The organism is Pseudomonas helvetica, from assembly GCF_039908645.1.
GTDB lineage: Bacteria > Pseudomonadota > Gammaproteobacteria > Pseudomonadales > Pseudomonadaceae > Aquipseudomonas > Aquipseudomonas helvetica.
On sequence record NZ_CP150917.1, the window covers coordinates 6,131,989 to 6,157,268 of the forward strand.

General features: G+C 55.9%; 24 protein-coding genes and 1 pseudogene. 16 read left to right on the plus strand and 9 right to left on the minus strand.

Annotation, left to right across the window (positions count from 1 at the left end; all coding sequences use genetic code 11):
* Genes dapF through AABM55_RS28400 form a run of 4 tightly spaced genes read left to right on the plus strand, consistent with a single transcriptional unit; the run spans position 1 to position 3,173 of the window.
* On the plus strand, positions 1-831 hold the full coding sequence (gene dapF, locus AABM55_RS28385; protein WP_054594617.1) for a diaminopimelate epimerase: 831 nt from the start codon (positions 1-3) through the stop codon (positions 829-831).
* 13 nt (positions 832-844) lie between these two features.
* On the plus strand, positions 845-1,570 hold the full coding sequence (locus tag AABM55_RS28390; RefSeq protein ID WP_216744335.1) for a DUF484 family protein: 726 nt from the start codon (positions 845-847) through the stop codon (positions 1,568-1,570).
* A 2-nt stretch (positions 1,571-1,572) separates the two neighbouring features.
* Positions 1,573-2,472 carry a tyrosine recombinase XerC gene (gene xerC / locus AABM55_RS28395; protein ID WP_054594619.1) on the plus strand — a complete coding sequence of 300 codons (900 nt, stop codon included), beginning with the start codon at positions 1,573-1,575 and terminating at the stop codon, positions 2,470-2,472.
* Complete coding sequence (locus AABM55_RS28400) at positions 2,469-3,173, plus strand: HAD family hydrolase (RefSeq protein WP_054594620.1); 705 nt, start codon at positions 2,469-2,471, stop codon at positions 3,171-3,173. The genes xerC and AABM55_RS28400 overlap by 4 nt, the downstream gene beginning before the upstream one ends.
* Before the next feature lie 178 nt (positions 3,174-3,351).
* Here AABM55_RS28400 and sutA read toward each other — a convergent pair whose 3' ends face one another.
* From sutA to glnK, 4 genes are all read right to left on the minus strand, one after another.
* Positions 3,352-3,678: a transcriptional regulator SutA gene (sutA, locus tag AABM55_RS28405; protein WP_019694242.1), complete on the minus strand. Its 327-nt coding sequence runs from the start codon at positions 3,676-3,678 to the stop codon at positions 3,352-3,354.
* A gap of 102 nt (positions 3,679-3,780) precedes the next feature.
* Positions 3,781-4,206 (minus strand): secondary thiamine-phosphate synthase enzyme YjbQ, encoded by a 426-nt coding sequence (locus AABM55_RS28410; RefSeq protein ID WP_054594621.1) that lies wholly within the window; start codon positions 4,204-4,206, stop codon positions 3,781-3,783.
* Between the two features lie 213 nt (positions 4,207-4,419).
* Positions 4,420-5,757, minus strand: coding sequence for an ammonium transporter (locus tag AABM55_RS28415; RefSeq protein ID WP_347928319.1), 1,338 nt, complete (start codon positions 5,755-5,757; stop codon positions 4,420-4,422).
* A gap of 33 nt (positions 5,758-5,790) precedes the next feature.
* Positions 5,791-6,129, minus strand: coding sequence for a P-II family nitrogen regulator (glnK, locus tag AABM55_RS28420; RefSeq protein WP_002555808.1), 339 nt, complete (start codon positions 6,127-6,129; stop codon positions 5,791-5,793).
* Positions 6,130-6,543: 414 nt separating this feature from the next.
* On the opposite strand from glnK, the gene AABM55_RS28425 reads away from it, so the two are divergent.
* The 8 genes and pseudogenes from AABM55_RS28425 (at position 6,544) to AABM55_RS28460 (ending at position 15,792) form a co-directional block, all read left to right on the plus strand.
* On the plus strand, positions 6,544-6,804 hold the full coding sequence (locus AABM55_RS28425) for an accessory factor UbiK family protein (protein WP_054048512.1): 261 nt from the start codon (positions 6,544-6,546) through the stop codon (positions 6,802-6,804).
* 386 nt (positions 6,805-7,190) lie between these two features.
* Positions 7,191-7,712: a Bro-N domain-containing protein gene (locus tag AABM55_RS28430; RefSeq protein WP_347928320.1), complete on the plus strand. Its 522-nt coding sequence runs from the start codon at positions 7,191-7,193 to the stop codon at positions 7,710-7,712.
* A 394-nt stretch (positions 7,713-8,106) separates the two neighbouring features.
* Positions 8,107-8,958 (plus strand): annotated as a pseudogene (locus AABM55_RS28435) (YifB family Mg chelatase-like AAA ATPase); the annotation flags it as partial.
* 717 nt (positions 8,959-9,675) lie between these two features.
* Entirely contained in the window at positions 9,676-9,888 is a 213-nt protein-coding gene (locus tag AABM55_RS28440; RefSeq protein ID WP_339495906.1) for a hypothetical protein, read from the plus strand.
* Positions 9,889-10,029: 141 nt separating this feature from the next.
* Positions 10,030-11,082, plus strand: a complete 1,053-nt coding sequence (locus AABM55_RS28445; RefSeq protein WP_347928321.1) for a hypothetical protein — start codon at positions 10,030-10,032, stop codon at positions 11,080-11,082.
* A 127-nt stretch (positions 11,083-11,209) separates the two neighbouring features.
* The gene (locus AABM55_RS28450) at positions 11,210-11,623 is read left to right on the plus strand and encodes a hypothetical protein (protein WP_339496097.1); all 414 of its coding nucleotides are present in this window, start codon (positions 11,210-11,212) and stop codon (positions 11,621-11,623) included.
* A gap of 217 nt (positions 11,624-11,840) precedes the next feature.
* On the plus strand, positions 11,841-13,886 hold the full coding sequence (locus AABM55_RS28455) for an AAA family ATPase (RefSeq protein WP_347928322.1): 2,046 nt from the start codon (positions 11,841-11,843) through the stop codon (positions 13,884-13,886).
* A 1-nt stretch (position 13,887) separates the two neighbouring features.
* A complete protein-coding gene (locus AABM55_RS28460; protein WP_347928323.1) occupies positions 13,888-15,792 on the plus strand; it encodes an ATP-dependent helicase in 1,905 nt (634 codons plus the stop codon).
* Between the two features lie 84 nt (positions 15,793-15,876).
* On the opposite strand, the gene AABM55_RS28465 is transcribed toward AABM55_RS28460, so the two are convergent.
* The 3 genes from AABM55_RS28465 to AABM55_RS28475 form a co-directional block, all read right to left on the minus strand.
* The gene (locus tag AABM55_RS28465; RefSeq protein WP_339496103.1) at positions 15,877-16,587 is read right to left on the minus strand and encodes a hypothetical protein; all 711 of its coding nucleotides are present in this window, start codon (positions 16,585-16,587) and stop codon (positions 15,877-15,879) included.
* A 27-nt stretch (positions 16,588-16,614) separates the two neighbouring features.
* On the minus strand, positions 16,615-17,478 hold the full coding sequence (locus AABM55_RS28470) for an OST-HTH/LOTUS domain-containing protein (protein ID WP_339496104.1): 864 nt from the start codon (positions 17,476-17,478) through the stop codon (positions 16,615-16,617).
* 499 nt (positions 17,479-17,977) lie between these two features.
* On the minus strand, positions 17,978-20,077 hold the full coding sequence (locus AABM55_RS28475) for a hypothetical protein (RefSeq protein WP_347928324.1): 2,100 nt from the start codon (positions 20,075-20,077) through the stop codon (positions 17,978-17,980).
* A gap of 447 nt (positions 20,078-20,524) precedes the next feature.
* Between AABM55_RS28475 and AABM55_RS28480 the strand changes: the two genes are divergently transcribed.
* Genes AABM55_RS28480 through AABM55_RS28495 form a run of 4 tightly spaced genes read left to right on the plus strand, consistent with a single transcriptional unit; the run spans position 20,525 to position 23,326 of the window.
* Positions 20,525-20,848: a hypothetical protein gene (locus tag AABM55_RS28480; RefSeq protein ID WP_339496107.1), complete on the plus strand. Its 324-nt coding sequence runs from the start codon at positions 20,525-20,527 to the stop codon at positions 20,846-20,848.
* A gap of 15 nt (positions 20,849-20,863) precedes the next feature.
* The gene (locus AABM55_RS28485) at positions 20,864-22,072 is read left to right on the plus strand and encodes a PfkB family carbohydrate kinase (RefSeq protein WP_347928325.1); all 1,209 of its coding nucleotides are present in this window, start codon (positions 20,864-20,866) and stop codon (positions 22,070-22,072) included.
* On the plus strand, positions 22,069-22,674 hold the full coding sequence (locus AABM55_RS28490) for a 7-cyano-7-deazaguanine synthase (protein ID WP_339496110.1): 606 nt from the start codon (positions 22,069-22,071) through the stop codon (positions 22,672-22,674). Before AABM55_RS28485 ends, AABM55_RS28490 begins: the two co-directional genes overlap by 4 nt.
* Positions 22,652-23,326, plus strand: a complete 675-nt coding sequence (locus tag AABM55_RS28495) for a nitroreductase family protein (RefSeq protein WP_347928326.1) — start codon at positions 22,652-22,654, stop codon at positions 23,324-23,326. Before AABM55_RS28490 ends, AABM55_RS28495 begins: the two co-directional genes overlap by 23 nt.
* On the opposite strand, the gene AABM55_RS28500 is transcribed toward AABM55_RS28495, so the two are convergent.
* Together AABM55_RS28500 and AABM55_RS28505 are read right to left on the minus strand one after the other, a co-directional pair.
* Positions 23,267-24,100, minus strand: a complete 834-nt coding sequence (locus AABM55_RS28500) for an 8-oxoguanine DNA glycosylase (protein ID WP_339496113.1) — start codon at positions 24,098-24,100, stop codon at positions 23,267-23,269. The genes AABM55_RS28495 and AABM55_RS28500 overlap by 60 nt on opposite strands.
* Positions 24,100-24,738, minus strand: coding sequence for a DNA adenine methylase (locus AABM55_RS28505; RefSeq protein ID WP_339496114.1), 639 nt, complete (start codon positions 24,736-24,738; stop codon positions 24,100-24,102). The genes AABM55_RS28500 and AABM55_RS28505 overlap by 1 nt, the downstream gene beginning before the upstream one ends.
* Positions 24,739-25,280: the final 542 nt, after the last annotated feature.

The following is a 25,280-nucleotide window of genomic DNA, read 5'->3' on the forward strand; positions in this document are numbered from 1 at the left end:
ATGCTGCTGCGTTTTACCAAGATGCATGGCCTGGGCAACGACTTCATGGTCCTCGACCTGGTCAGCCAGCACGCGCACATTCTGCCCAAGCATGCCAAGCAATGGGGCGATCGGCACACCGGTGTCGGTTTCGACCAATTGCTGATCGTCGAAGCGCCGAGCAACCCGGACGTGGATTTCCGTTACCGGATCTTCAACGCCGACGGTTCCGAAGTCGAGCAATGCGGCAACGGTGCACGCTGCTTCGCACGCTTCGTTCTGGACAAGCGCCTGACCGCCAAGCGGCAGATTCGCGTCGAGACCAAAAGCGGCATTATCGAACTGGATATCCGCAACGACGGCCAGATCAGCGTCAACATGGGTGCACCGCGCCTGGTGCCGGCAGACATTCCGTTCCAGGCGCCCGCTCAGGCCTTGAGTTATCAGGTCGAGGTCGATGGCCAGACTATCGAACTGGCCGCGGTCTCCATGGGCAATCCCCACGCCGTCGTGCGGGTCAGCGACATCAACAACGCGCCGGTGCATGAGCTGGGACCGAAGATCGAAAACCATCCGCGCTTCCCGGCGCGGGTCAATGTCGGTTTTCTCCAGGTCATCGACCGGAGCCGAGCGCAGTTGCGCGTCTGGGAGCGCGGCACCGGGGAAACCCAGGCCTGCGGGACCGGGGCCTGCGCTGCTGCAGTGGCCGCGATCAGCCAGGGGTGGATGGATTCGCCGCTATTGATCGACCTGCCTGGCGGGCGTTTGTCCATTGAATGGGCAGGTCCTGGCCAACCGGTGATGATGACCGGCCCGGCAGTACGCGTATACGAAGGACAAGTGCGTCTTTGAGTGAGCGAAATACATGACTGATCAGCCTCAGGTTCCAGCCCCACAGCCCGACGAATCCCCTTCCGAAAGCCTGGAGGCGGCGGCGATTGCCGCGTACCTGGAGGCTCATCCGGATTTCTTCGTCGAGCACGAAGAACTGCTCCCGGCGCTGCGCATTCCGCACCAGCGCGGCGACACCATCTCGTTGGTCGAACGCCAGATGAAAATTCTGCGCGAACGCAACATCGAGATGCGCCATCGCCTCTCGCAACTGATGGACGTCGCCCGCGACAACGACCGGCTGTTCGACAAAACCCGCCGACTGACGCTCGCCTTGATGGACGCCAGCAGCCTGGACGACGTGGTCATCAGCGTCGAAGACAGCCTGCGCCAGGATTTCCAGGTGCCCTTTGTCAGCCTGATCCTGTTCAGCGACGAGCCCTTGCCGGTCGGGCGCTGGGTGACCAGTGCCGACGCGCAAAAGGCCATCGGCGGCTTGTTGTCCGAAGGCAAAACCGTCAGCGGCAGCCTGCGCGAACACGAGCTGGACTTCCTGTTTGGCGAAGAACAGCGCAAGCAGATCGGTTCGACGGCGGTAGTCACCATCAGCCATCAAGGCCTGCACGGTGTCCTGGCGATCGCCAGTCGCGATCCGCAGCACTACAAAAGCTCGGTGGGCACGTTGTTCTTAAGCTACATCGCTGAAGTCATGGGCCGCGTACTGCCTCGGGTCAACACTTCCCTACGCTCGGTACGCTGACCATGGAACGACAACTGGACGCCTACTGCGAGCACCTGCGCAGTGAGCGTCAGGTGTCGTCTCACACGCTGGAAGCCTATCGGCGCGACCTGAACAAGGTCCTGGCGCACTGCAAAAAACAGAACATCGGCAGCTGGACCGCGCTGGACATCCAGCGCCTGCGCAGCCTGATCGCTCGCCTGCACTCGCAAGGACAATCCTCGCGCAGCCTGGCGCGGCTGCTGTCGGCGGTACGCGGGCTCTATCACTACCTGAACCGCGAAGGCCTCTGCGACCACGACCCGGCCAACGGCCTGGCGCCCCCCAAGGGCGAGCGCCGCCTGCCGAAAACCCTCGACACCGACCGGGCGCTGCAACTGCTCGATGGCGCCGTGGAAGACGACTTCATGGCGCGCCGCGACCAGGCGATTCTCGAGCTGTTTTACTCGTCCGGTTTACGCCTGTCGGAGCTGACCGGGCTCAACCTTGAACAGCTCGACCTGGCGGACGGCCTGGTGCAAGTACTCGGCAAGGGCAGCAAGACCCGAGTGCTGCCCGTCGGCAAGAAGGCCCGCGAAGCCCTGGAACTGTGGTTGCCGCTGCGCGCCATGGCGAACCCGGTGGACGATGCGGTATTCGTCAGCCAGAAAGGCCGGCGCCTCGGCTCACGGGCGGTTCAGGCGCGGGTCAAAGCCGTCGGCGAGCGCGAACTGGGGCAAAACCTGCACCCGCACATGTTGCGACATTCCTTCGCCAGCCACTTGCTGGAGTCCTCGCAAGACTTGCGTGCGGTACAGGAATTACTCGGCCACGCGGACATCAAAACCACGCAGATCTACACCCACCTGGACTTCCAGCACCTGGCCTCGGTCTACGACAGCGCCCATCCACGGGCCAAACGCATCAAAGGCGATGAGCAATGACAATCCAACTGATCACCTTCGACCTCGACGACACCCTGTGGGACACCGCCCCGGTGATCGACAGCGCTGAAGCAGTGCTGCGCCAGTGGTTGGCCGAGCACACACCGAACCTCGGTGCCTTGCCGGTCGATCATTTGTGGGCGATTCGTGAGCGGGTATTGAGCCACGAACCAAGCCTCAAGCACCGCATCAGCGCCCTGCGCCGCCGGGTGCTGTTTCACGCACTGGAAGAAGCCGGTTACGCCCATGAACAAGCCTGCGAGCTGGCCGATCAGGGCTTTGAAGTGTTTTTGCACGCACGACATCAGCTGGAAATCTTCCCCGAGGTGCAACCGACACTGGAGATTCTGGCCAATCACTACGCCTTGGGCGTGGTCACCAACGGCAATGCGGATGTGCGCCGCCTAGGGCTGGCGGATTACTTCAAGTTCATCTTGTGCGCAGAGGATATCGGCATCGCCAAACCCGATGCCCGGCTGTTCCACGAAGCCTTGAAACGCGGCGATGTAACAGCTGAGGCCGCCGTGCATATCGGCGATCATCCCGGCGATGACATTGCCGGCGCTCAGCAGGCAGGGTTGCGGGCGATCTGGTTCAACCCGACCGGTAAAGCCTGGGAAGCCGACAAGGTGCCCGATGCCGAGATTCGCAGCTTGACCGAGTTGCCAGCGTTGTTGGCGCGGTGGAACTCGATTTCGTAGCGTCCTCAAGATAGTCATCGCGGGCAAGCCTTGCTCCTACGGGATTGTCGTCACCTGCTCGAACGACGCCAGTCTGTAGGAGCAAGGCTTGCCCGCGATGCTTTTCGGTCTCTATTGTTTCACCCATGAAAAAGCCCGCAGCGACGGCGGGCTTTTTCAGCAAGCACGTAGCAGGCGCTTAGATAGGCCGGCTGCCGTACTTGTTATCAGGCTTCTTTGGCGGGTCCGCCACCACGTTGGCCTCGACTTCCTGAACCTTGCCACCTTTGGCAAGGAACTCTTCCATCGCGCGCGCCAGAGCATCACGCTCTTTGTTCTTGGCCTCGACACTCGGCAGCTCGTCTACCGACACCGCAGCCTTGGCCTTGCCTTTGGCGGTCGGGACCGGCGTGTCATCACCGCCATCGTCGTCAGCAACGTCTTCCGCCGCTGCTTCCAGGCCTTCTTCGGTCTCGTCTTCGTCGCCTACTTCGAGGTCGTCGTTTTCCAGATCATCGTCGCTCATGTTCTACCTCATGACTTGCGAAAAGCAGATTAGTTATAGCCCAGCTTTGTCGTCTGTCGACGACCGCCGGAAAAAAATCAACATCCACTGGTAACCAGCGGTTTATGCCTCTTCACCGTGCACGGTGGCGAGGACTTTGCGAGCACCGCCATGATCGCGGTGCTCACCCAGATAAACACCTTGCCAGCTACCTAACGCCAATCGGCCCGCCCTTATCGGCAGACTCAACTGACAGCCTAGCAAACTGGCCTTGAAGTGCGCCGGGAGGTCGTCCAGGCCTTCGTCGTTATGCTCATAGCCAGCTGTTCCTTGTGGGACCAGCCGATTGAAAAACCGTTCGAAGTCGCGACGTACCGCCGGATCGGCGTTCTCGTTGATGGTCAACGACGCCGAGGTGTGCTGCAGCCACAAATGCAACAGACCGACCCGACATGCCTGGAGTTCAGGCAGGCCGGCGAGTAACTCGTCCGTTACCAGATGAAAGCCCCGGGGCCGTGCCCGCAGGGTTATCAGAGTCTGTTGCCACATACAGTTCTCCGCACGTTCGGGGCGCATTCTAGCGCGCTCTGGGAAAAAACAAAGGCCCTAATATTCCTTCAATCATGTAAGCCATTGGCCGCGGAAAAACACTCGTCACAAACACCACTAAACGTGTGCGAAAAAACCTTTCAGCCGTACTTTCAGAGAAAAAATCCAGACAAAAAAATGCCCGGCAAGCCGGGCAAATTTTTATGCGCTTGCTTACATGTTGTAGCCGCGCTCGTTGTGAAGCGCCAGATCGATACCCACCGACTCTTCTTCCTCGGTAACGCGCAGCCCCATGACGGCGTCGAGCACCTTGAGGATGATGAACGTGGCGATCGCGGTGTAGATCACCGTGAAACCCACGCCTTTGCACTGAATCCAGACTTGTGCCGCGATGTCGGTCACGGTGCCGAAGCCACCCAGTGACGGAGCTGCGAATACACCCGTGAGGATCGCGCCGAGGATACCGCCGATGCCGTGCACGCCGAAGGCGTCGAGGGAGTCGTCGTAACCCAGTTTGCGTTTCAGGGTCGTGGCGCAGAAGAAGCACACCACGCCCGCTGCCAGACCGATGATCATCGAGCCCATCGGGCCAACGGTACCCGCAGCCGGAGTGATCGCAACCAGACCGGCAACCACGCCCGAAGCGATACCCAGCGCGCTAGGTTTGCCGTGGGTCAGCCACTCGGCGAACATCCAGCCCAGGGCCGCTGCGGCGGTAGCAATCTGAGTTACCAGCATGGCCATACCGGCAGTGCCGTTGGCCGCTGCGGCGGAACCTGCGTTGAAACCGAACCAGCCCACCCACAACATCGCGGCGCCCATCAGGGTGTAACCGAGGTTGTGCGGAGCCATCGGCGTGGTCGGGAAGCCTTTGCGCTTGCCCAGTACCAGGCACGCCACCAGACCTGCGACACCGGCGTTGATGTGAACCACGGTGCCGCCCGCGAAGTCGAGCACGCCCCAGTCGCCCAACAGCGAACCCGGACCACTCCAGACCATGTGCGCAATCGGCGCGTAAACCACGGTGAACCAGATGCCCATGAACACCAGCATCGCGGAGAACTTCATCCGCTCGGCGAATGCACCGACGATCAGCGCCGGGGTGATGATGGCGAAGGTCATCTGATAGGTGACAAACACCGCCTCGGGGAACAGCGCTGTAGGACCAGTAATACTGGCGGGCGTGATGCCGGCAAGGAAAGCCTTGGCGAAGCTGCCGACAAAGGAATTGAGGTTGACGACGTTGGCTTCCATACCCGTGGTGTCAAACGCCATGCTGTAGCCATAGAGGAACCACAGGATGGTGACCAGGCCGGTAATGGCGAAGCACTGCATCATCAATGAGAGAACGTTTTTGGAACGAACCATGCCGCCGTAGAACAGCGCGAGGCCTGGAATGGTCATGAACAGCACGAGGGCAGTAGAGGTCAACATCCAGGCGGTATCGCCGGAATTGAGGACTGGAGGAGCCACCGGATCTGCCGCCATGGCCAGGCCGGGCATTACGATGGACAACAGGGCTCCTAGCCCTGCGAATTTACGCAGAGTCATTTTGTTTTCTCCTGGGGCGTTGGGTTTGGCGGCTTAGATTGCGTCGGTATCGGTTTCGCCGGTACGGATGCGAATAGCCTGTTCCAGATTGACCACGAAAATCTTGCCGTCACCAATCTTGCCGGTGTTGGCCGCCTTGGTTATCGCCTCGATAACCCGGTCCAGATCCTTGTCGTCAATGGCGACATCGATCTTCACCTTGGGCAGGAAATCGACCACGTATTCCGCCCCGCGATACAGCTCGGTATGCCCCTTCTGCCGACCGAAGCCTTTGACCTCAGTGACGGTAATGCCCTGCACGCCGATCTCGGACAACGACTCGCGTACATCGTCCAGTTTGAACGGCTTGATGATGGCAGTGACTAGCTTCATGAAAACTCTCTCCCGAATTGGTGGACTTGCCCCAGGAAAACAAACCCGACTCAAGTCTAAGCGCAGTGCCTGGCTTTGTAACGCATCGTCGGCCCTACTCGCCCGACCGACGCCAGTTAACCGTTCCTGACGAAACTCCCCGCTCCGCCTGTCGCACTGCATTCGTCACAGCGACTGCATCAGTGCATGGGTCACAAGGGACTAAGCAGAAAGCTTGCCATCTCGTGAAAACCTACTGATTTCAATCCCTTGGCCGCTGCCACAGGCACCAATGCCCCATCACCGCCGGCGATACGCACAACAACAGTGCGCGAACGCCCGGCAACATGCGCGAAAAGCGTGCATTCGTGCCCGCGCCAATGACTATAGACACTGCGTGATACACTGCCGGCCATTGTTTCCAGGACGTTTCTCATGCTCGCACCCAAAGACTTCCTCGATGCCCTGAGCGGCACCGCCTCCCGCCTGTTCAGCGGCGAAACCCCGCTGCCAAAAAGCGAAATCGAAAGCCAGTTCAAAGCCCTGCTGCAAAGCGGCTTCAGCAAGCTTGATCTAGTGAGCCGGGAAGAATTCGACAGTCAGATGGTCGTCCTGGCACGCACCCGGGCACGCCTTGAGAGCCTTGAGGCAAAAGTCGCCGAGCTGGAAGCCAAGCTGAATCCACCGACTGAATGACCCCACAAATCCCCTGTGGGAGCGTGGCTTGCCCGCGATAAGGTCGGAACGACCTTCCAGCAATCAGGATTCAGCTCTACTTCCAGGCTGAGTCCTACAAAAACACCACCGCTTTCCGATTGCGCCGCACAACCCCGGTTTCTAAGCTCACTTCAGCTGAATGTTCAGCACTGGGTTTGGCGACCCGGAAAGCTTGCGATGCACCGCGACCACATCTGATATCGGGCGCTTCTTTCCCGACTCAAATTATGGCGGCTGTGTGTGGGAGATCTTCGGGTCTGCCGGTATTCGCTTGCACCGGTTCGCCAACCCGCGCACAGCTGCCACCCTTATTGTTTGGCGACGATCAGTGGCAGTTTCCCTCAAGCGAACTTGGGTACTGCACCATGGATGAAAATTATCTGATCCCGCACGTCTTCACCCGCCACAAACTCCACCTCCACACCCTGCTGCTGGAAAACCAGCCTTGGTTCAGTGCCCGCGACCTCGGTCGATTGCTTCGGCTGTTCCTCGACGAACGCGCGCTACGCAAACTCGACCCTGATCAACACCAAACCGTGACAATGCATATTCACGGCTGCATAGAACATACGCTGCTGATCAGCGAATCAGGCGTTTACGCGCTGCTGGTTTATCACTACTGCCCCGAATACCGGGGCCTGCGCGAATGGCTGACCCACGACGTGGTCCCTGCCCTTAGAGACGCCCAGCAACCCACCACAGTCGAACGCCCGATACTGAGCCTGCTGAACTGGCCGGAAATGTCTTTGAGTCTGCTGCACTGGAACAACCAGCCGTGGATTCGGTTGCAGGATGTTCCACACCTGTTGCCGGAGGGGGAGCGACCACGAAGTATGGTCAATGCCCCGTGGTGGAAGCGGGCTTCACGGGTGCTTCAGTCGCTTTAATGAACATCTGGGTGGCTCGCCGCCTAAATGGCTAATGCCAGTCAGTTACGAGATTCAGGGCGCGGCGTAAGACCTGTAGCAGCTGCCGAAGGCTGCGTTCGAGTGTGCAGCACTCGTAGATCCTGCTTGCACGGTTAATCTGAAAGACCGCATAGCAGATTTTACGACTGCTTCGCAGCCGAACGCAGCCTTCGGCAGCTGCTACGGATCGCGTTACGGCTTAACTGACAGGCATCAGTCTAAATGGCGGTTTTTTTCGTTCTCGCACTCTATACATCGACACCCGCAACATCCTGCGAAGGTTTCGCTCCTCAGCCGCCGCGCTAAACCACTACGCCGCAACTACCCTTCAAAAAACCGCAGGAAGCGGTTCTCGCAAGCTCAAGGAATGATCATGTCTCTGGCCATTGTCCACAGCCGCGCCCAGATCGGTGTGGAAGCGCCCGCCGTTACCGTAGAAGTCCATTTGGCCAACGGCCTGCCATCGCTGACGATGGTGGGGTTGCCGGAAGCAGCGGTGAAGGAAAGCAAGGATCGGGTGCGCAGTGCGATCATCAATTCCGGGCTGCAATTTCCGGCGCGACGTATCACCTTGAATCTCGCCCCGGCCGATTTACCGAAGGACGGCGGGCGCTTCGATCTGGCGATCGCCTTGGGGATTCTGGCTGCCAGTGTGCAGGTGCCGACTTTGACGCTGGATGACGTCGAGTGTCTCGGTGAGTTGGCGCTGTCTGGCGAAGTACGGGCGGTTCGTGGTGTGTTGCCGGCGGCACTGGCGGCGCGCAAGGCTGGACGATCGCTGATGGTGCCGCGGGCAAATGCCGAGGAAGCGTGCCTGGCGTCAGGACTGAAGGTCATTGCGGTGGATCATCTGCTGGAGGCGGTCGCGCACTTCAATGGTCACACACCCGTAGAACCGTTTGTGTCCAATGGTTTGCTCTACGCCAGCAAACCGTATCCGGACTTGAATGAAGTGCAGGGCCAGATCGCGGCCAAACGTGCATTGCTGATTGCGGCTGCGGGGGCTCATAACCTGCTGTTCAGCGGGCCACCGGGGACGGGGAAAACCCTGCTGGCGAGTCGTTTGCCCGGGCTGCTGCCGCCACTGGCCGAGAGCGAAGCGCTGGAAGTCGCGGCGATTCAATCGGTCACCAGTTGTATGCCGTTGAGCCATTGGCCACAAAGACCGTTCCGCCAACCACACCATTCGGCGTCCGGCCCGGCGCTGGTGGGCGGTGGCTGTAGGCTTTCAAAATTATTGAGACGTTTTCGAAATTAATGAGACAAAAGCCCCTCTTTCACTCGCTGTTTTTTTTGGTTTAGCTCGTTGACGCTCGAATGCTTGCAAGATCTGATTAACCACTCTGGTGTGCTTCAGCTGTGTGACACTGGGCATGAGCAGCGTAGGCATTTTGGGAGCAGGTGAGCTTTCAGAAAAGGTCGTTCGAGGGCTTCGTTTTGGCAGTTAACGATTTGGTTCAGCAGCTCTTGAGCACGCTCGGAACGTCAGTATTACTGGATGATGAAAGCGCTTTCGATTTTGCTACTCGCTGCGTGCATGAATGGGTGGTTCTATTTCTGGCTTCAAGATCTGCAGAGTTGGTTCATCGACAAGCAGTGTCAAAGGAGCAGGCAAAACAGCTGGTGCAGAGTAATTTGCAAGATTATCTAGCCAGCGCAAATCACATTCCGAATATGAGCCTTGAAATGATAGGACTCTCGATTGCGACGCCCATTTACAAGTCAGTGGCTCAATGTTCTGCGCGATAAAAAGGTAGCTTCACCTTGGATCGCGGCCTGCGAGGCTGTTTTGGAGAACTGAAGCGCAAGCTCTATATTTTGTAGAACGCTCCGTTCCTCACCCTGAGCGGCGCATGATTTCTGTGGATTTTGGAAATTAATTGGGACATAAAACCACGCCTCAGGCGCTGCTATGCTAGGTATTTGCGGATGGAGTCGCGCCATGTCTCACGAATATTCAATATCCGACGTGTTGGAGAGAATGTACAAAAATCAGTTGGCGCTAGAAGCAGCAGTCATGGAACTGGCGCTTCAAGTTGAAAAGCAAGGTGCGACCGAGGTCGGCGAGAACATTCGCGGAGCCATGTGGACGGTTGGAGAAAATGCAGGCTTTATCAAGCAAGGCTTGGCGAAGCTGCGGAGCAAAAAGCTCTGAGCCTTCTATTGTCGCCTCAATTCATCTGCATGCAGGTGAGTGACGATGATGTCCCCGTGACCTGAGTAGCACTTCATATTCCAAGTAGATGATAAGAAAACGAGCACCTTATGAATTGGTAGGTCTACTAGAGCGTGCCTCATGCAGCTAAGCGAATTGCCCGGCTATGGAAAAGTAACGTTGGCTTTGTTCCCGTTCCGCTGGTACGAGACGGGACGGTGGCTAATCCGCGCGCTGAAGTACGTGTCACCTAGCGATGTCACTTGGATGCCTCACTACATCGAAGAAAATGGACATGCAAAAGGCCATGCGTTCGACACATATGAAGAAGCCCGAGCGTTTTCGAAGGAGTTCAATGCACAGATCGCAGATAGAGCAGCTTCCCTCGGCATTGATGAAGTTCTGCGCACGTCTCTGACGCTGAAGGCAGAAAAAGAAATCACCGTACAGGAACGTCTTGCTGACGAAGAATTCGTGATGCTTACGGAGGCGCTACGCCGAAACGCCTCTGCCGCACGCCCTCATCGATCCGAACTGATCCTGCCAACTGATCTTGAAATCTTACGTGACATGCTATTTGAGCAATTGCAGGAAGCACCCTATCTCCAGATCGTATTCTTCCACAGATACAGAGTGGCACTGGCCCGCAGTGGCGAATTTGACTGGTCACTTCGATTGAACCCGACTAAAAAGTGCGCGGTGCACTGTTCTCGCGAAAAGATCGCCCGTGGGTTTGGCCTCTCAGGTACGACGCACTGGGGGAAAACCAAAGTCCAGATCCGAGCCGAGCTGCTTCCCAGAGCCAATAAGCTCTTACAGCTCGCGAGCGTGCAGAAATTGCTGATCGAAGCCAAAGCCCGTGGCCAACGGGTGGTCGTCATTGCGGGCTTTGTTTTCTGGTATGAGGAAAGTGGCACACCTGGCTGGACTGTCAAAACGGTCAGTGGTGACTCGGAAAGTAAAAGCGGTGAAACGATTTGGCACGAAGGCACGATCATCTCCAAAAATCACGGTCGCATCGTGGTGCTGCCCTACATCAAGGAAAACGGGCAGAAAGTACAGGGTCACACGAAGAACTCAAGCCACGAGAGCAAAGCATTGCCCCGACATCCGGATGAGTATGTGGAAGTGCCATTCGAGGTGCTACAAGGTGATCTGATGATTGAGCTGTTCGGCGGGCTGCCCTACGAGTGAAACGTATCAGTCGTATATGGGGTCAGCCTTCTCCCTTCATATTCGACCTAAATTGACGTTTTCGATCCACCGTGGGAATTTCGGTGTTCAGCCATTATTGGCAGGTCGATCATGAAGGGGAGAATCAGTGGAAGACACGCGTGAAATACAGACTGAAGATACACGGCGTGCTTGGAGTTACAACGGTGCGTTGGACGAGGGTTTTGAACCTAAATCCTACTCTTGGGAAGATGTTCCTGCAGGCACCTGGTTGGCTCGTTTGGATTTTAAGGTCTGGTCAAATAAAACATCTGCTGGAAGCCTCGGATGCTATTTCACATCACTAGCCGATGGCCGAAAGTACCTGCTGTCCGCATTTCGTCCGTACCGGTCGACCTCAAGAGCCTACACGCCATCAGATGGCGCCATCGACTTCTCAGCGCGCGGACTCGATGGCCAGATCTTTTTGTTGGAGATAGGCAAAGGTGCAAAAGGGAAGACCAGTGGCTGTCGGCAAAGCTCAACAACTAATTGTAGCAATTCAAAGATGACGGCCGAGTGATACTGAAAGGTTAGGGCCGCACCTGATTCAGTGGAACCCATGTCTGCAAATTCTAGTGGCAAGATGGCACTGGGTAGGAAGTCACTGCATGCTGAGCGCCTGTCAGATACGAACATGACGATCATGCCCGTGACGCGAGCCATCCGGGTGGCTTTATGGACTGGCGCGATGCTGCACCAGTGTTTCAACTGCATTGTAATGGCAGGACGCACTTCTCATGCCTACGCTAGGTGAGCACGAGAAGAACACAAATGCACTGCGGCAAAGAGGAAGGGATCCTGTGCTTATAGAATCTGTCGTTGTATCTGGTTTTCGCTGTTTCGGTCCTGCCCCAATTAACGTTACGATCTCTCCAAAGATCACGACAATCGTCGGTCCTAATGCTGCCGGAAAAACTGCTCTTTTGCACGCTTTGGCAAAGCTGTTCGGTGTTACCCGGTCTCAGCGTACTGTCCGTCGTTCGGATTTCCACCTGGGGCCGGAGGATGACCCGAATGATCTCAAATCAAAACACCTCTACATCGAAGTGCTAATCGCCCTACCCGAACTGGTTAATGGGACGGCCACGCCAGAAACAATTGCACCTTCATTTCGTTACATGCTAATCGATCGTCCAAATAAAGCTCCTGTCTGCCGCCTTCGACTTGATGCGCAATGGGAAGACGATGGCACAATCGAGGGCGAGGTATCGCAGACATTGCAATGGGTCGAATCCCTTGACGAAGAACTCCAAGAAGACAAGTGCCACCCGGTGTCCGTGGCTGATAGGGGGTTGATCCATCTCTATTACACGCCAGCAAGCCGAGATGCTGCAGCCCAGACCAAGGCAACAGCTGGGGCATTGGCGGCTCGTTTGTTACGTGCAATAGAATGGTCGTCCGACACCGAAGAGGCAGTTGCGGAAGCAACAGACAATCTGGCCTCTGCCTTTGAGGGCGAATCGGCAATAACTGCAATCACAAATGCCCTGCAGACGCGATGGTCGGCACTCCATGATGAAGTTGTGGATACTAATCCGCGACTCAGCTTGGTTAGTCGCAGGTTTGAGGAGGTCGTCAACAAGATCGCGGTGATGTTCGAGCAGGGGCCTGACGGTCAGGAGCGTGGTATTGAGGCTCTCAGCGATGGTCAACAGTCCCTGTTTTACTTCGCTCTGGCTGCAGCAGTCTTCGATTTGGAACGTGAAGTTGTAACGGGGTCGATTGAGGGCTTTCGGAACGACGCGCTGCGCATACCGGCGCTCACGATTTTCGCTCTGGAGGAGCCAGAGAACCACCTTTCGCCCTACTTCCTCGCTCGCATCATCCGCCAGGTTCAGTCGCTCACTGCCGATGGCAGTGCTCAGGCGATTGTCACCAGTCACTCACCGGCCGTACTTAGTCGCGTCAATCCCAAGGAGGTTCGATACTGCAGATGCGACCATAGAACGCGTGTGTCTTCGATCAAGCGCATCAAGTTTCCGGTCAATGACGCAGAAGCAAGCAAGTTTGTGCGAGGGGCGATCTTGGCCTATCCAGAACTTTATTTTGCTCGGTTTGTTTTACTCGTCGAGGGCGATTCGGAAAGAGTTGTTTTACCGCAGCTTGCGGAGGCGATGGACTTGCTGATTGACCCAGCCTTCGTCGCTATTGTGCCCTTGGGTGGGCGCCATGTTCAGCATTTTTGGCGCCTGCTCAAACACCTAGGTATTCCTCACGCTACGCTGTTGGATCTTGATCTAGGCCGCGAAGGGGGTGGGTTTGGTAGAGTCAAAACGGCGCTAGAAAAGTTACTCGAGTTCGGCGCACCTAAGGCCGAACTGCTAAAAGTTTCAGACGGCGTTTTAAGCGATGCGCAGCTAGCAAAGATGCACACTTGGGCAGATTCGGCCGGTTACGACAATCTCTTATCATGGGTCAACTTTTTAAAAACTTATGGTGTGTATTTCTCGTCACCGCTAGATCTAGATTTGGCGATGCTAGAGGCATTTCCTGACGCCTACACTGCAATCACTCCCCAAGGTGGGGGCCCTCGCATGAGCGCTGACAAAGCCGCCGAAGTTGTATTGGGAAGCGCCGGCCCTGGAATAGATGCCTACACTGGGCCCTTTGAGAAATATCCTTCTCAATTCCCGAATTACCGGTACCACTTTCTCACTCACAGCAAGCCTGCAACCCATCTCGCAGCGCTGACCCAAATCAGTAAGCCGCAGCTGGTGAAGCAGATGCCGAAGGTGCTCTCTTCAGTACTCAAGCATATTTCGGCGTCTTTAAGGCGGGATTGAAATGACCCTATCGTCGCGCAGAATTCGCTCAGAAGATTGGAAGCCAGTCGGGGTAGAATCGCTCGAAACATATGCCTTAGAGGTGGTTCGTTCAGACGACAATCGATCAGTCATCGCAGGCCCCGGCGCAGGCAAGACGGAGTTGCTGGCGCAGCGTGCAGCTTACTTATTACAAACCGGTGCGGCGCCACCGCCTAGACGCATCCTCGCGATAAGCTTCAAACGCGACGCGGCTTCCAACCTTGCAGCACGCGTGCGAAAACGCTGTCACGCCGACCATGCAGGACGCCTGGACTCCATGACGTTTGACGCGTTTGCAAAAGGCTTGGTTGATCGTTTTGGCCAGTCACTGCCCGAACGTTGGCGTCCCAGACCCGATTACGAAATCCCTAGCTATAACGATCGTGACTACAAGGATTTCCTCTTTCAAGAGGTTGGCCTACCCCCGGCAACGATTGGTACAAGAGCCGACCTACGTGCAATTGGGCCAAAAAACTTCGAACGAAATTATCTTCTCGGTCAGCCCCTACCAGCTGAGGGATGGTTGCGACCGACTGTCGGTCAATGGGCTGCTGATTTGTTCTGGCAGGCATCCTTGCACGGCGGCCCGAAAAGCGCTTTATCCTTTCCCATGATAAGCAGACTCGCCGAACTCTTGTTACGAGTAAATCCTATGGCGCGGGACGCGCTTCGGCTGACTTATTCACACCTTTTCATGGACGAGTTCCAAGACACGACACAGGTTCAATACGATCTTGTGAATACTATTTTTCGAGGGACTGATACGGTGATAACTGCTGTCGGCGACAACAAACAGCAAATCATGCGCTGGGCTTTGGCCATGGACCACCCTTTCTCCGAGTTCGATGCCGACTTTGCAGCTACGCGAACATCTCTCTACAACAACTACCGCTCTTCACCCGACCTGGTGCGAATCCAACACGTTCTGGCCCAAGCCTTGGATGGCGGAGCAGTTGCACCTGTTTCCCAAACGATAGGTAAGATAAGCGGTGAATGTTGCTCCATTCTTGACTTCTCCAGCCCACACGCGGAGGCCCGCGATCTTGCTGTATCCGTGGCATCAGATATAGCAACGGGAAAACTCACACCGCGCGACTTCGTTCTTTTGGTTCGCCAGAAAGCGGGCGAATACGCCGAAGTGCTGGAGCCAGCTTTTGTTGCCCAAGGTTTGAGCTTGCGAAATGAAGCCGGATTTGTTGGGTCAATCACATTGCAGGATCTGGTTGCCGAAGATGTGTCGACGCTTCTTGTCTCGCTACTGCGGCTGGCTATGACGCCGCGAGCAGGACGCTACTGGTCTGAGTGCCAAAAATGGTTGGCGTCGCTGCGGGGCATCACGTTCGACGACCAAATCGGTCACTCCAAACTCACACGCGAGTTGGACGCCTACGCGATTTGGCTTGGTGCGAACCGCTCAAGTCCACCAACCACGTTACACGCTGCACGGTCACTTATTGTGGAGATACTGGATTTTGTCGGAATCGAGCGCCTGAAAAGCCAGAACTCCGCATACGGGCAAGGTGAATGGCTCGATACGGTGATCGAATCAGCGGCAACACACCTTTACACTTCGTCAAATCAGTGTGCAGATTGGGCATCGGCACTTGATACCTATGAAGGCGTCAACGCGATTCCATTGATGACCATTCACAAAAGCAAAGGTCTGGAGTATGACACTGTCATCTTTGTTGGCTTGGACGACGGGGCTTGGTGGAGTTTTTCCAACGATGAGATTGAAGCCACCGCCGGCTTCTTTGTAGCTTTTACCCGAGCCAAGCAGCGCGTGGTTTTCACATACTGTGCCATGCGTGGTGGTCGCACGAAGATTGCTACGCTGTACCACCTGCTCACAAATGCAGGCGTTCAAATTACGCAAGCATCCTAACTGCTCGCGGCGGAAACTCTGGCCTGCATCCAAGCGAAACGGCTGAGCATCAAACTGACTTTCAACAACAGTAGGTCGAGTCGACTACATGCGTCCTTCTGGATACTCGGGAACGTTATCGAGAACTCGGATGGACTCAAGTTGTTCATGGCGAAAAAGGTAGCGTCCTATCGCCTCCGGAAAGGAACGTAAGCGCAGAGTTTCGTAAATATCCAGCTTGATTGACGGATTCAGCGCGTACTTGGATTTGCCTTGGCTCGTCTTCTTTATCAACATTTCGTGCTGCAACAGAATGTTGATTACATGAGGCACACGATCCTTGTATTTTTCATCCACGCCACGTCCCTTGGGGATATCGGCAGCCCACATGTAGCCTTTGGCATTTCCACCCCACATGTGCCCTTCTTCAAGCTTGGCCAAGATGAGGATAGCGACAGCAATATCCAACGGTACCATCGGCTCGCCGTTTTCAAATTGTCGCAAAACCATGCTTATAGCAGCGCAGAGGCTTTCTTGGCAGGCGACCATTTCACATGCAACCGGCAGTTTCACTGCCAAACGCAGGCGCACACCCTCTAAAACCGAGGTCTTGATCGGTTTCAACAAAAGTACCGGCCCTGGTTTCTGTCCAACCATCGAGCAGAAATCGAGAATACTCAACGAGCAATTAGCGTCGTAAACGACGTACTTTATCGTTACAGCCGGAAACTGAGCTCTCAATCGCTCGACGGCCATCTCCGCCTTTTCATTTCCGATGAAGCAAGTGGCTGGAAATGCCAAATACAATGAAATCATCGTCCATCCTCCGGCTCAGCACCTCCGTTAACGTGCTTTAGTCGAAGAAAGAGCGGCGATGATGAAGCGCGAGGGAATCGGGATATCGAGCAATTGCTCAACAGGCATCAAACTCAACGCCGAAAGGATCAGCTTTTTGGTTTCCTCAGGCGAGTGCTGAATATCAGTACTTTCCATACTCAACTCGGGAGAGCCAACAACCAAGCCTGATTTTGTTTGGAACGCCCATTCAATAGGGAGATTTTGTTCCGACAACCACTGTTTGACAAAGCCGGAAACACGGGAGGTTCTGTAGCGGTTCCATTGGCGCATCAGACCGTCGCTGATGCGATTCATCTCATGGCCAAACTGATGAGGGTGCCAACTAGGCGAGGCAACCATGGCTTTAACGGCGTCTGTTACGGCAGGCTCACCTGTCCACTCATCGACGAAGGATTCAGCCCAACGTTTTTGTTCGTACAATCCGATTTTTTCGATTTCAACCCAGTCATCTGCAGGAGCCGGTGCGGTATCCAGTCCGATTCGAACCGATCCGTTCATGCGATTCATAAACCGGCGCCCAGGAGGGCTCGGGAGAGTAAAGGCTTCCCAGATAATTTTACGTAGCGGGTTATAGGTTTCGACGTGCTGAGTAACGCTCAGCGCCTGCACATCGGTCAGCGTGACGGCGAGTGCGCTTTTATCTGTCTTGATGATTTTTAACGACGTAGCGAGTAGAGGGTCATTCAAAAGCTCAAAGAGGCTTTTGTAGCCAAATTCTTTCCAGCTAACGTTTGGATAGGCCTTACGAAGGAGGGTACCAAGCGCAGCCGCTGTAACCCAACGACTTGTGGGCTGCAGATTGCTTCCGACAATGCGGACGACTTCATTGAGATATTCTGACAAGTCCATAGCTGATCCCCTTAGCAAAATAGCCCCTTAGGCAAAGGCCTAAGGGGTGATATCTTTAATTGCTTTGTGCAGGGGTTAGAGCTACTAGGGCAGTCTACGCAATCATCTGGACTGGGCGTGGTCAGTCGCCTGCAAGCGACTCGCTGTCTAGATCCTAGTAATCTTCAGCTATCAGGTCCCACTGCTCGGTCATATTAACCTTCTCCCCTCACGCAGGCGTGAGCAGTAGCTGCGGGTCATCAGCGGGTGGGAGTATTATCGGGAATTGCTGGATTGTCAATAAAGGCCTAAATCAAACCTGTCCATCCTGCCCATCCTGCCCATCCTACTGCCCCCCTTAGGCCCGCCTGTGGGCTACAGCGGGCTCATAGTCTCAATTTTTTGGAAGGCTCAGAAGCCAAAGCGAATTGCCGCTCCTCTTCAATCGGCGTTGCTATCACAAATTATAAGGCCCCAGCCTAGCTTGGCGCTCTGACTGAGACTGGGGACCTAGAGAAAACTACAGCGCGTCCAAGCGATAGCGGCTCTCAGACTCCTGAACTACCTTGAAAGCAGGCGGGTGAGGTGCATCTTTCGCTGGATCTACGTTGGTGACTTGAGCCACTGCGTCTCCGACTGCCCAATAATCGTTCTTGCGAGCGGCGGCCCATCGTCTGGAGCTTTCCTCGCGCCATTTCTTGACGTCGCCAATGTAACTTGCCTCGTCAGCCAGCTTGCCCAAGAACGCCATGAGATCTTGGCCTCGCGGGATCACGTCTTCTGGGCTCATCCCATCCAACAGGATTGCGCTGAGGAGTAGCGCACGTGCTTGCGAAGAGAAGCGCGCGGTCAGACGTGCGCCGTCATGGGTTTGCATGCTGAAAATGGCCAGCCAGGTGAGTAGATCCGCCTTTGCCCTGAAATCGCGAATAGCTGGTGCCATTAAAGGTTGCCCAGGGTTGGACATTGCGAGAGACACACCAACTACATAGTCGTCGTACTCGGCCAATTCTGGCATCGTAGCCTTGGTTAGCTCCCCGGCGCTTTGTACCTGTTCAACGCTGTTTCGCCGAATCATCACCGCACCGTAGGCTTGTACGATTCGGACGTGCAGTTGGTCGGGGGTCGCAAAACGTTTCACAAGGCCCAACACCTTTTCGATGCCGACAGTGGACGCGATGAAGCGCTGAGCTTGATGAGTCCCGCCCATAACTGACTCATCGATCTGGTAGTGTAAATCCAACCGATAGCGCGGAAGCGCCTCGGTCATCATGTGATCCCGCTCCACCTTAACGTTGGGCGTATCCATCGCCGCCAGCACCATTGGCGGGACGTCATCGACCGTCAACCACTCATGAAGACGGACGTAGGTGATTTGGCGCTCGTAGAAACTCGGCCCACTGAGGTTATCCGTCATTGCCGATCGGGGACGCAACTGGCCATCAACGATGATCGGGCCAGTTGGTACGTCCATGGCGTCAGCGGGGAAACGACCATCGTCGAGCACCAGGCCATTGATGGCTACGAGGTCATTCTGGGAAGCATTCACCAGCTCAGGTTGTCCGTTGGCGAGCAGGCGGTCGATCTCAACTTCCCGGTGTATCGCGCCTGGCGCGAGCGAGAACATTTGCTCGGCACCGGCATACTCGATGTAGGTACGGTCGGGATGTCGAGGTTGCTCGTTGTCGACGTAGTCGTACACGACCATGCCACCGTCCTTGGCGAAGTGGATCACCCGATCATTGCCATCGCCCGGTTTGATGTTGCGCACCATTCCGCTGTGCTGAGGTTGTCGACCACACAACACAGCCGCCATCGCTTCGTAGATCCCACCGTCGCGGCTGATGACTGGAACCATCCCGCGAAGTTGCCGGTTGATGATGCTGCGGCCGCGAAACACCCCGGCCTCGTTGAACAGCGAAATGATCTCGTAGCCTGGAGGCAACAGATCGTGTTGGCGCACTGCATCGAGCAGCGTTTTGTGTGATGCAGGAATGAGCACGTCCCTGACATAAGCATCGCGCAATGCGCTCATGTCGGCGATGGCCGAAAACTTCGCATCGGATTTCAGCGCTTCAAGCGTGGACGGTTGCAACTGACCGAGCGCGTCGACCAGGCCATCCCATACAAAGGTGTCGCCGGAATCTGCGATGGCGTAGCTAAAAGCCGGAGCGCCGAGACCTATCAGATCCGAAGCGGTTAGCTGCGCGAACCCAAGGTTGGCCACGTGCACGGCCGGGCGCAGACGATCATCGCGCAACGTCGACGGTGGGAGAGTACGGGCAGTAGCTCGGCAGGCATCCAGATGTTCAAGGTTGATCGCGGCCGCGATGGTCATCGCGTGTTCGAGTGGCAGATCGAGGTAATGCGCAATGCGCTGACCAACGAAGTCGATGACGTGATCCAACTGCAACGGTTGGCCGGTGAAGGCTGGCCCGTACTGCATGGCCGAGCTGCGAAGCTCGGCATACTTGCCGAAACCAACTACCTGGGCAAACGTCTCTTGCACGGAAGAAAGCGATGGTCGTGGATCTTGCGGAGCAAGTGGGTGCTTACGCAGCTTGGAAATGGACTGTTTGATGCGGCCGCTCTCGAAGTCAGCCGAAGTAATACGAAGCATGTGAACTCCTCAGGCAGGGGCACAGTGTTCGTGGTAGCTGGCGGGCCGGTGTGCACCTGACTATGAGTCAAGCTCGTATAAAAAGAATGGGGTTAGTACGTGGAGCGGGTGGTTTCGTTTCCTGAGAATTCGCGCGAGGCCAGCAGCACCGAACGAAACCAGTCCGGATTCCGCAAATGGTAGAGAGCAAAAAAGTAATGTCAAGCAAGATCAACCAAAGCCGCGCTCTGCGGGGCCTGGAGGAAGGCACGCGATAGGCGCATGTACAAGAAATATGTGAGGATCTGGTTATCCCTCACTAAGGTGTAAGGGAGCTTCGTATAGCAGAACTTTGCAAGCCATTGCCATCCGACGCCTCAATTGCAGCGGCGTTTCAGCGGAGCTTGATAGCAAATAGATATCACCCTGTGATATTGCTAGACCTTTCTCCAAGCAAAGGAAATGCTCATGTCTGGAACCGGAGGCCCTCAAGGCCCAACCATCGAAACGCCAGTGACCTGCGACCAACTGTCATTCAGTGCCCAACTGGCCTCGCCCAAAGAAGAAATCGTAGATCAACTGCAAGTCGACGACATTCTGGACATCGTATCTGGAGAGCAGAACGGACAGTCCGTTGTGCATGCACTGTGGCGCGGCCAAGTCGCCGGCGGGCTAGCCGACCCACGACTCCAGCGGCTCAGGATCTGCATGAGCGAAGGCTATATATATGCAGCCAGAGTCATTGCAATCAACAACGGGCAGGTGCGGGTCCTCATTTACCCCGTCAAATAAAGCAAGGAGCGCTTAATGATTGCTATCGCAGGAGGTGTGTACAGAGAGCGGTGCTTGCGACCAAGCTGGGAGGAGTCCTACGGATCCGCCGGCAGAGCCGCCACGGCGCTTTCACGATTTGGGGCCGAGGTCGAACTTCATAGCTTTCTCGACAGCGAATCGCTGTTCATCATGAACAATCGCGCCGCGTTGGAAGGCTTCAAGCTCGTTCCGACGCAAACGACCCAAAGCGTAGCGTTCGACTACATCCACGGCCTTTCCACGCCGCAGATCAGTTATCAATCGGCCGACTTCGGCACCGCCTTGCACATCCAGACCTCACGCGTTCTTCGATTCGGAATGATCGAAGGTACAGCGGTGATCGATGCCGAATACGCCGTCTACGATCCTCAGAGCGCTGAGAACCCCGAACTGTTCACAACCAACGGTTCCAAAGCAAAGCATTTGGCCCTTGTTTTAAACCGCAACGAAGCGCAACGGCTGTGCGGTTGTGAGCGGCCTCCAGCAGAGCTGGCTGAGCTACTGGCGCAAAAAGAGGGTGCCGAGGTAGTCATTATCAAGATGGGACCGCTAGGAGCACTGGTCTACGAGCGCGGAGAAATCACGTCGATTCCTGCCTATGGAACGAAACGAGTCTGGAAGATTGGCTCGGGTGACACCTTTGCGGCCCACTTTGCGTATGCGTGGCTGGAACAGGGCCAAAAAGCGCGTGAAGCAGCGGCTATCGCCTCCAGAGCGACTGCTTTCTACTGCGAAACCCAGGGATACCCCACGCCCAAGCTGCTCGCCAAGTACACACCCGAACCGCTGCAAGCCTCCGACCGCTACAGAAACGGGTACACGCCACAGGTATACTTGGCAGGCCCATTCTTCACACTGGCTCAGCTTTGGATCATTCGTGAAGCGCAGAACGACCTGCAAGCGATGGGCTTACGTGTGTTTTCCCCCTATCACGATGTAGGACTGGGATCGGCCGAAGATGTCGTCGAGCTGGATCTTAAGGCGATTCAAGACTGCGATCTGCTGTTCGCCATCGGCGATGGCTTGGACTCGGGAACTGTTTACGAGATCGGTTACGCCAGAGCCCTGTCCAAGCCGGTCGTGCTGTACTCGGAGAACGAATCGGCCCAGGACAAGAAGATGATGGAAGGCTCGGATTGCCGGATCTGCGATGACTACGTGACATCCATCTACCAGACAGTCTGGGAGGCAATCAAACTATGAAAATCGCACTCTTGCTGTCCGGTGGTATGGATTCACTGTCTCTGGCTTGGTGGAAGCGGCCGGATCTTGCGTTCACTCTCAACTACGGACAGCTCGCAGCTCGAGCTGAGATTGCTGCGTCCAAAGCCATTTGTGAGCGGTTGGAAATAGCGCATCACGTACTGGAAATCGATTGTCGTGGACTGGGCTCCGGCGACATGGCGGGAACGACTGCCGATGGCCTGGCACCGGCATCTGATTGGTGGCCTTATCGCAATCAGATGCTGATCACGCTGGCTGCAATGAAGGCGATCTCCTACGGCGTGACTCACCTGTGGCTGGGCACGGTAAAGTCCGATGGAGCCCACCGGGACGGGACCCCTGAGTTTGTGAGTGCCATCAGCGAGCTGATGTCACTTCAGGAAGGAGGAATGAAAGTTGAGGCTCCCGCGATTGCGCTCTCGACCCAAGAACTGGTCCGGGCCTCAGGTATTCCCTCGGGGTATCTAGCATGGGCGCACAGTTGCCATAAAGCAGATGTTCCCTGCGGAAACTGTCGTGGCTGCAACAAGTATTTCCAGGTATTTGAAGAGGTCGGCTATGACTTGGATCGACCTGGGTAACCCAACGCCAAAATGCTTGAGCACGCCATACCAGCCAGTGGACTGGGCAACGGGGGCTATTCAAAGACTGCCGGCGGGTTCTGCCATGTCGACGCCGCCGTTGCTGCAGGTGCTTGAGGAGCGCCGGTCCGTGCGTGATTTTGCGCCTCTGGAAGACATGGGGTTGGCCAACTTCCTTTGGTACGCCTGCCGCAGTCACGATACTTGGGCATCCGAACTGGGTTATGAGCTTGAGTATCGTGCCTCGCCATCAGCCGGGGCGATCCACCCCATTCACCTCATCATGAAGCGGCCAGAGGATCCTCGCTGGTGGCTTTATGAGCCCCGAGGGCACTTTCTCGCGGAGCTCACCGCAGCACCGCTGCGACTAAATGGACTGTGGGAGCAGAGCCAGCAGGTGGTCAGTGCCCCACAAGCCACTCTCATTCTGTTTTTGGCAGAACCCGGCAAGACTTTGGCCAAATACCAGAACGGATGCAGTTTGATATGGCGGGATGCAGGCGCGCAGTTGGCAACAATGGCGTTGGCTGCACGCGCCATGAAACTCAACTTCTGCCCGCTGGGCGTCACGGGCGAGCCTTGGGCGGGCTCCCTAGCCGAGCAGGGTCAACTGGTTGGTGTCGGTCTTGCTCTTCTTGGACGCGCTCCGTGAGCGTCGTTCAGGAGCAGCATGCCCCATACCCATGATGTTATGGACAGTGGCCGAAGAGGACATCATCTCCAGCCAGATCAACGCGTCCAGTTCAGAGGCTCGAACCCCCAGCCCTTTACTGAAGTGGATGAACTGCTCTTCCAGCTCGAGGTAGTGGCGCTCAACCGTCAGGCTCTGCTCAAAGAACTTGCCCAGCAAACCCGCACGCAGAATGTGAATATCAAGAATGGCAACGTCGTCCGCGTCTAGCCAGTTACGTGCCACCCATGAAGCGGTCTTGTAGCCGATGCCAGGAACATCCAGCAGCCAGTCTCGAAGGGCCCGCCCAGTACTCAAAGGGGCGCATTCAGTGGCTAGCTTCTGCAGAGCGGCAGCCAAGTATCGGGCTTTCTGCTTGGCGAAACGGTAGCGAACAGTACGTCCTTCCACCGCGATCGGCTCCTTGAGCCATTCCAGCAACATGTCCTCAGACGGTGGCTGATCACCAAACGCACCACGTGTTTTGACATGCTGGAAAGCCGCCAGTCCCACGCTGGCAGGAATGCCGTGACCGCCCAGCAGACAAGCTCCCACCTCTTCCTTCAAAGTCGCACCGAGCTTGTAGTTGATGCGCTCACCTTGAAGACGACGGGCATACACCTGGTAGGCCCAGTATGCCGGGGTCGGAAATGCTTCAATGGCACCCCACGGAACGCCAGGAATCACTTCCGTATCAGGGGTCGGCAACTCAACGTTGAAGACCACGTGATCCATGAATATCGCGCCCAGTTGCATCAGGCTGCCTCCTCGGCGTCACCGTATTGTTCCTGCATCCATTGCAGCAAATCATAGCGCTCTGCTGCGTCCATGCTTTCGATACGATCCCGCAACCGCGCCTGCCGGCGCTGAATGGTTTGGCGATCACGAAAGGTTGTACCCAAATATCTAGAGTCGTGAAGACGAGTAGGTGGTTCAAAATTCATCCACACGACTTCCTCGCGCACATCCACGTGAGTCTTGGCCTGGAAGGTCACTTTGCGCCACCCGGCCAACTCCACGTCGTATAGCTCGTTGTCATAGCCAGACAGCATCACCATGCACGGCAATGCTTTGAGCAACTGCAACAAGCGGACATGGTCGGCCTGCGTGTAATCACAGCGGTAAACCTTGGCTCTTCTACGTGTTTGCGGCACGTACGGTGGATCGACATACACCAGCTCATCACCGGTGAATTCATAGCTCTCTAAAAAGCCGATAGCATCAGTCTCTTCAAGCTCACAAATCCCTGGCAACTCTGTGCGCCAACGGTCAATGACCTTCGCATCCAGATCGAGCCCGATGCTGCGCTGCGCAGGTTTCTTGTTGCGCATGACAGCACCGCCGCCAAGGTGCGATTCGATGTAGGTCTGATGCGGTGGCATCAGGTTGATCAAGTGCTGGTAGCACTTTCCTTTTCCGCCTGGATATCTCATGCACTCAAGCATCGTCAGATCTGACGATGATGTCAATGCGTTCCAGCGCAGTGGCGACCGACGGTTATAAATAATAAAGAGAGGAGAATTAGCGGGCGCCAATAAAGGGTCGGCAGTTGAACCCTGAGCTAAATAAAGGCTCTATAACGGGGTTACTTCGTCAATCACGCAGTCAAAATGCCATTATCGAACCGCAATTCTGAAGTTGGCTCGTAACCCCGTGCAAAACCAGTAATGTTGACCTCTAGAGGTAAACATCCTATAGATAACCGAAAGGAGCCCAGAAACGTAAAGTGATAGCGTTTGGGCATGTTGTATGTATAATCGCCGCGCCTTCGATATCCAAATGATAGCAAAATGCCATTATTGGAATATTGATCCCCGCTGGTCATTTCCGAACCTACTGCGCCACTCTGACCAGGAGTAAATAGGCGAGTCGTCGATGAAGGATCATAAGATGTGGTTCAAAAGATTTCTTAAGGCCTTGATGCCTACATTTGTCA

What these genes read in the sequence shown, in the direction of transcription:
- dapF (WP_054594617.1), top strand. Translation starts at nt 1, where the DNA reads ATGCTGCTGCGTTTTACCAAGATGCATGGCCTGGGCAACGACTTCATG.
- AABM55_RS28390 (WP_216744335.1), top strand. Translation starts at nt 845, where the DNA reads ATGACTGATCAGCCTCAGGTTCCAGCCCCACAGCCCGACGAATCCCCT.
- xerC (WP_054594619.1), top strand. Translation starts at nt 1,573, where the DNA reads ATGGAACGACAACTGGACGCCTACTGCGAGCACCTGCGCAGTGAGCGT.
- AABM55_RS28400 (WP_054594620.1), top strand. Translation starts at nt 2,469, where the DNA reads ATGACAATCCAACTGATCACCTTCGACCTCGACGACACCCTGTGGGAC.
- sutA (WP_019694242.1), bottom strand. Translation starts at nt 3,678, where the DNA reads ATGAGCGACGATGATCTGGAAAACGACGACCTCGAAGTAGGCGACGAA.
- AABM55_RS28410 (WP_054594621.1), bottom strand. Translation starts at nt 4,206, where the DNA reads ATGTGGCAACAGACTCTGATAACCCTGCGGGCACGGCCCCGGGGCTTT.
- AABM55_RS28415 (WP_347928319.1), bottom strand. Translation starts at nt 5,757, where the DNA reads ATGACTCTGCGTAAATTCGCAGGGCTAGGAGCCCTGTTGTCCATCGTA.
- glnK (WP_002555808.1), bottom strand. Translation starts at nt 6,129, where the DNA reads ATGAAGCTAGTCACTGCCATCATCAAGCCGTTCAAACTGGACGATGTA.
- AABM55_RS28425 (WP_054048512.1), top strand. Translation starts at nt 6,544, where the DNA reads ATGCTCGCACCCAAAGACTTCCTCGATGCCCTGAGCGGCACCGCCTCC.
- AABM55_RS28430 (WP_347928320.1), top strand. Translation starts at nt 7,191, where the DNA reads ATGGATGAAAATTATCTGATCCCGCACGTCTTCACCCGCCACAAACTC.
- AABM55_RS28440 (WP_339495906.1), top strand. Translation starts at nt 9,676, where the DNA reads ATGTCTCACGAATATTCAATATCCGACGTGTTGGAGAGAATGTACAAA.
- AABM55_RS28445 (WP_347928321.1), top strand. Translation starts at nt 10,030, where the DNA reads ATGCAGCTAAGCGAATTGCCCGGCTATGGAAAAGTAACGTTGGCTTTG.
- AABM55_RS28455 (WP_347928322.1), top strand. Translation starts at nt 11,841, where the DNA reads ATGCCTACGCTAGGTGAGCACGAGAAGAACACAAATGCACTGCGGCAA.
- AABM55_RS28460 (WP_347928323.1), top strand. Translation starts at nt 13,888, where the DNA reads ATGACCCTATCGTCGCGCAGAATTCGCTCAGAAGATTGGAAGCCAGTC.
- AABM55_RS28465 (WP_339496103.1), bottom strand. Translation starts at nt 16,587, where the DNA reads ATGATTTCATTGTATTTGGCATTTCCAGCCACTTGCTTCATCGGAAAT.
- AABM55_RS28470 (WP_339496104.1), bottom strand. Translation starts at nt 17,478, where the DNA reads ATGGACTTGTCAGAATATCTCAATGAAGTCGTCCGCATTGTCGGAAGC.
- AABM55_RS28475 (WP_347928324.1), bottom strand. Translation starts at nt 20,077, where the DNA reads ATGCTTCGTATTACTTCGGCTGACTTCGAGAGCGGCCGCATCAAACAG.
- AABM55_RS28480 (WP_339496107.1), top strand. Translation starts at nt 20,525, where the DNA reads ATGTCTGGAACCGGAGGCCCTCAAGGCCCAACCATCGAAACGCCAGTG.
- AABM55_RS28485 (WP_347928325.1), top strand. Translation starts at nt 20,864, where the DNA reads ATGATTGCTATCGCAGGAGGTGTGTACAGAGAGCGGTGCTTGCGACCA.
- AABM55_RS28490 (WP_339496110.1), top strand. Translation starts at nt 22,069, where the DNA reads ATGAAAATCGCACTCTTGCTGTCCGGTGGTATGGATTCACTGTCTCTG.
- AABM55_RS28495 (WP_347928326.1), top strand. Translation starts at nt 22,652, where the DNA reads ATGACTTGGATCGACCTGGGTAACCCAACGCCAAAATGCTTGAGCACG.
- AABM55_RS28500 (WP_339496113.1), bottom strand. Translation starts at nt 24,100, where the DNA reads ATGCAACTGGGCGCGATATTCATGGATCACGTGGTCTTCAACGTTGAG.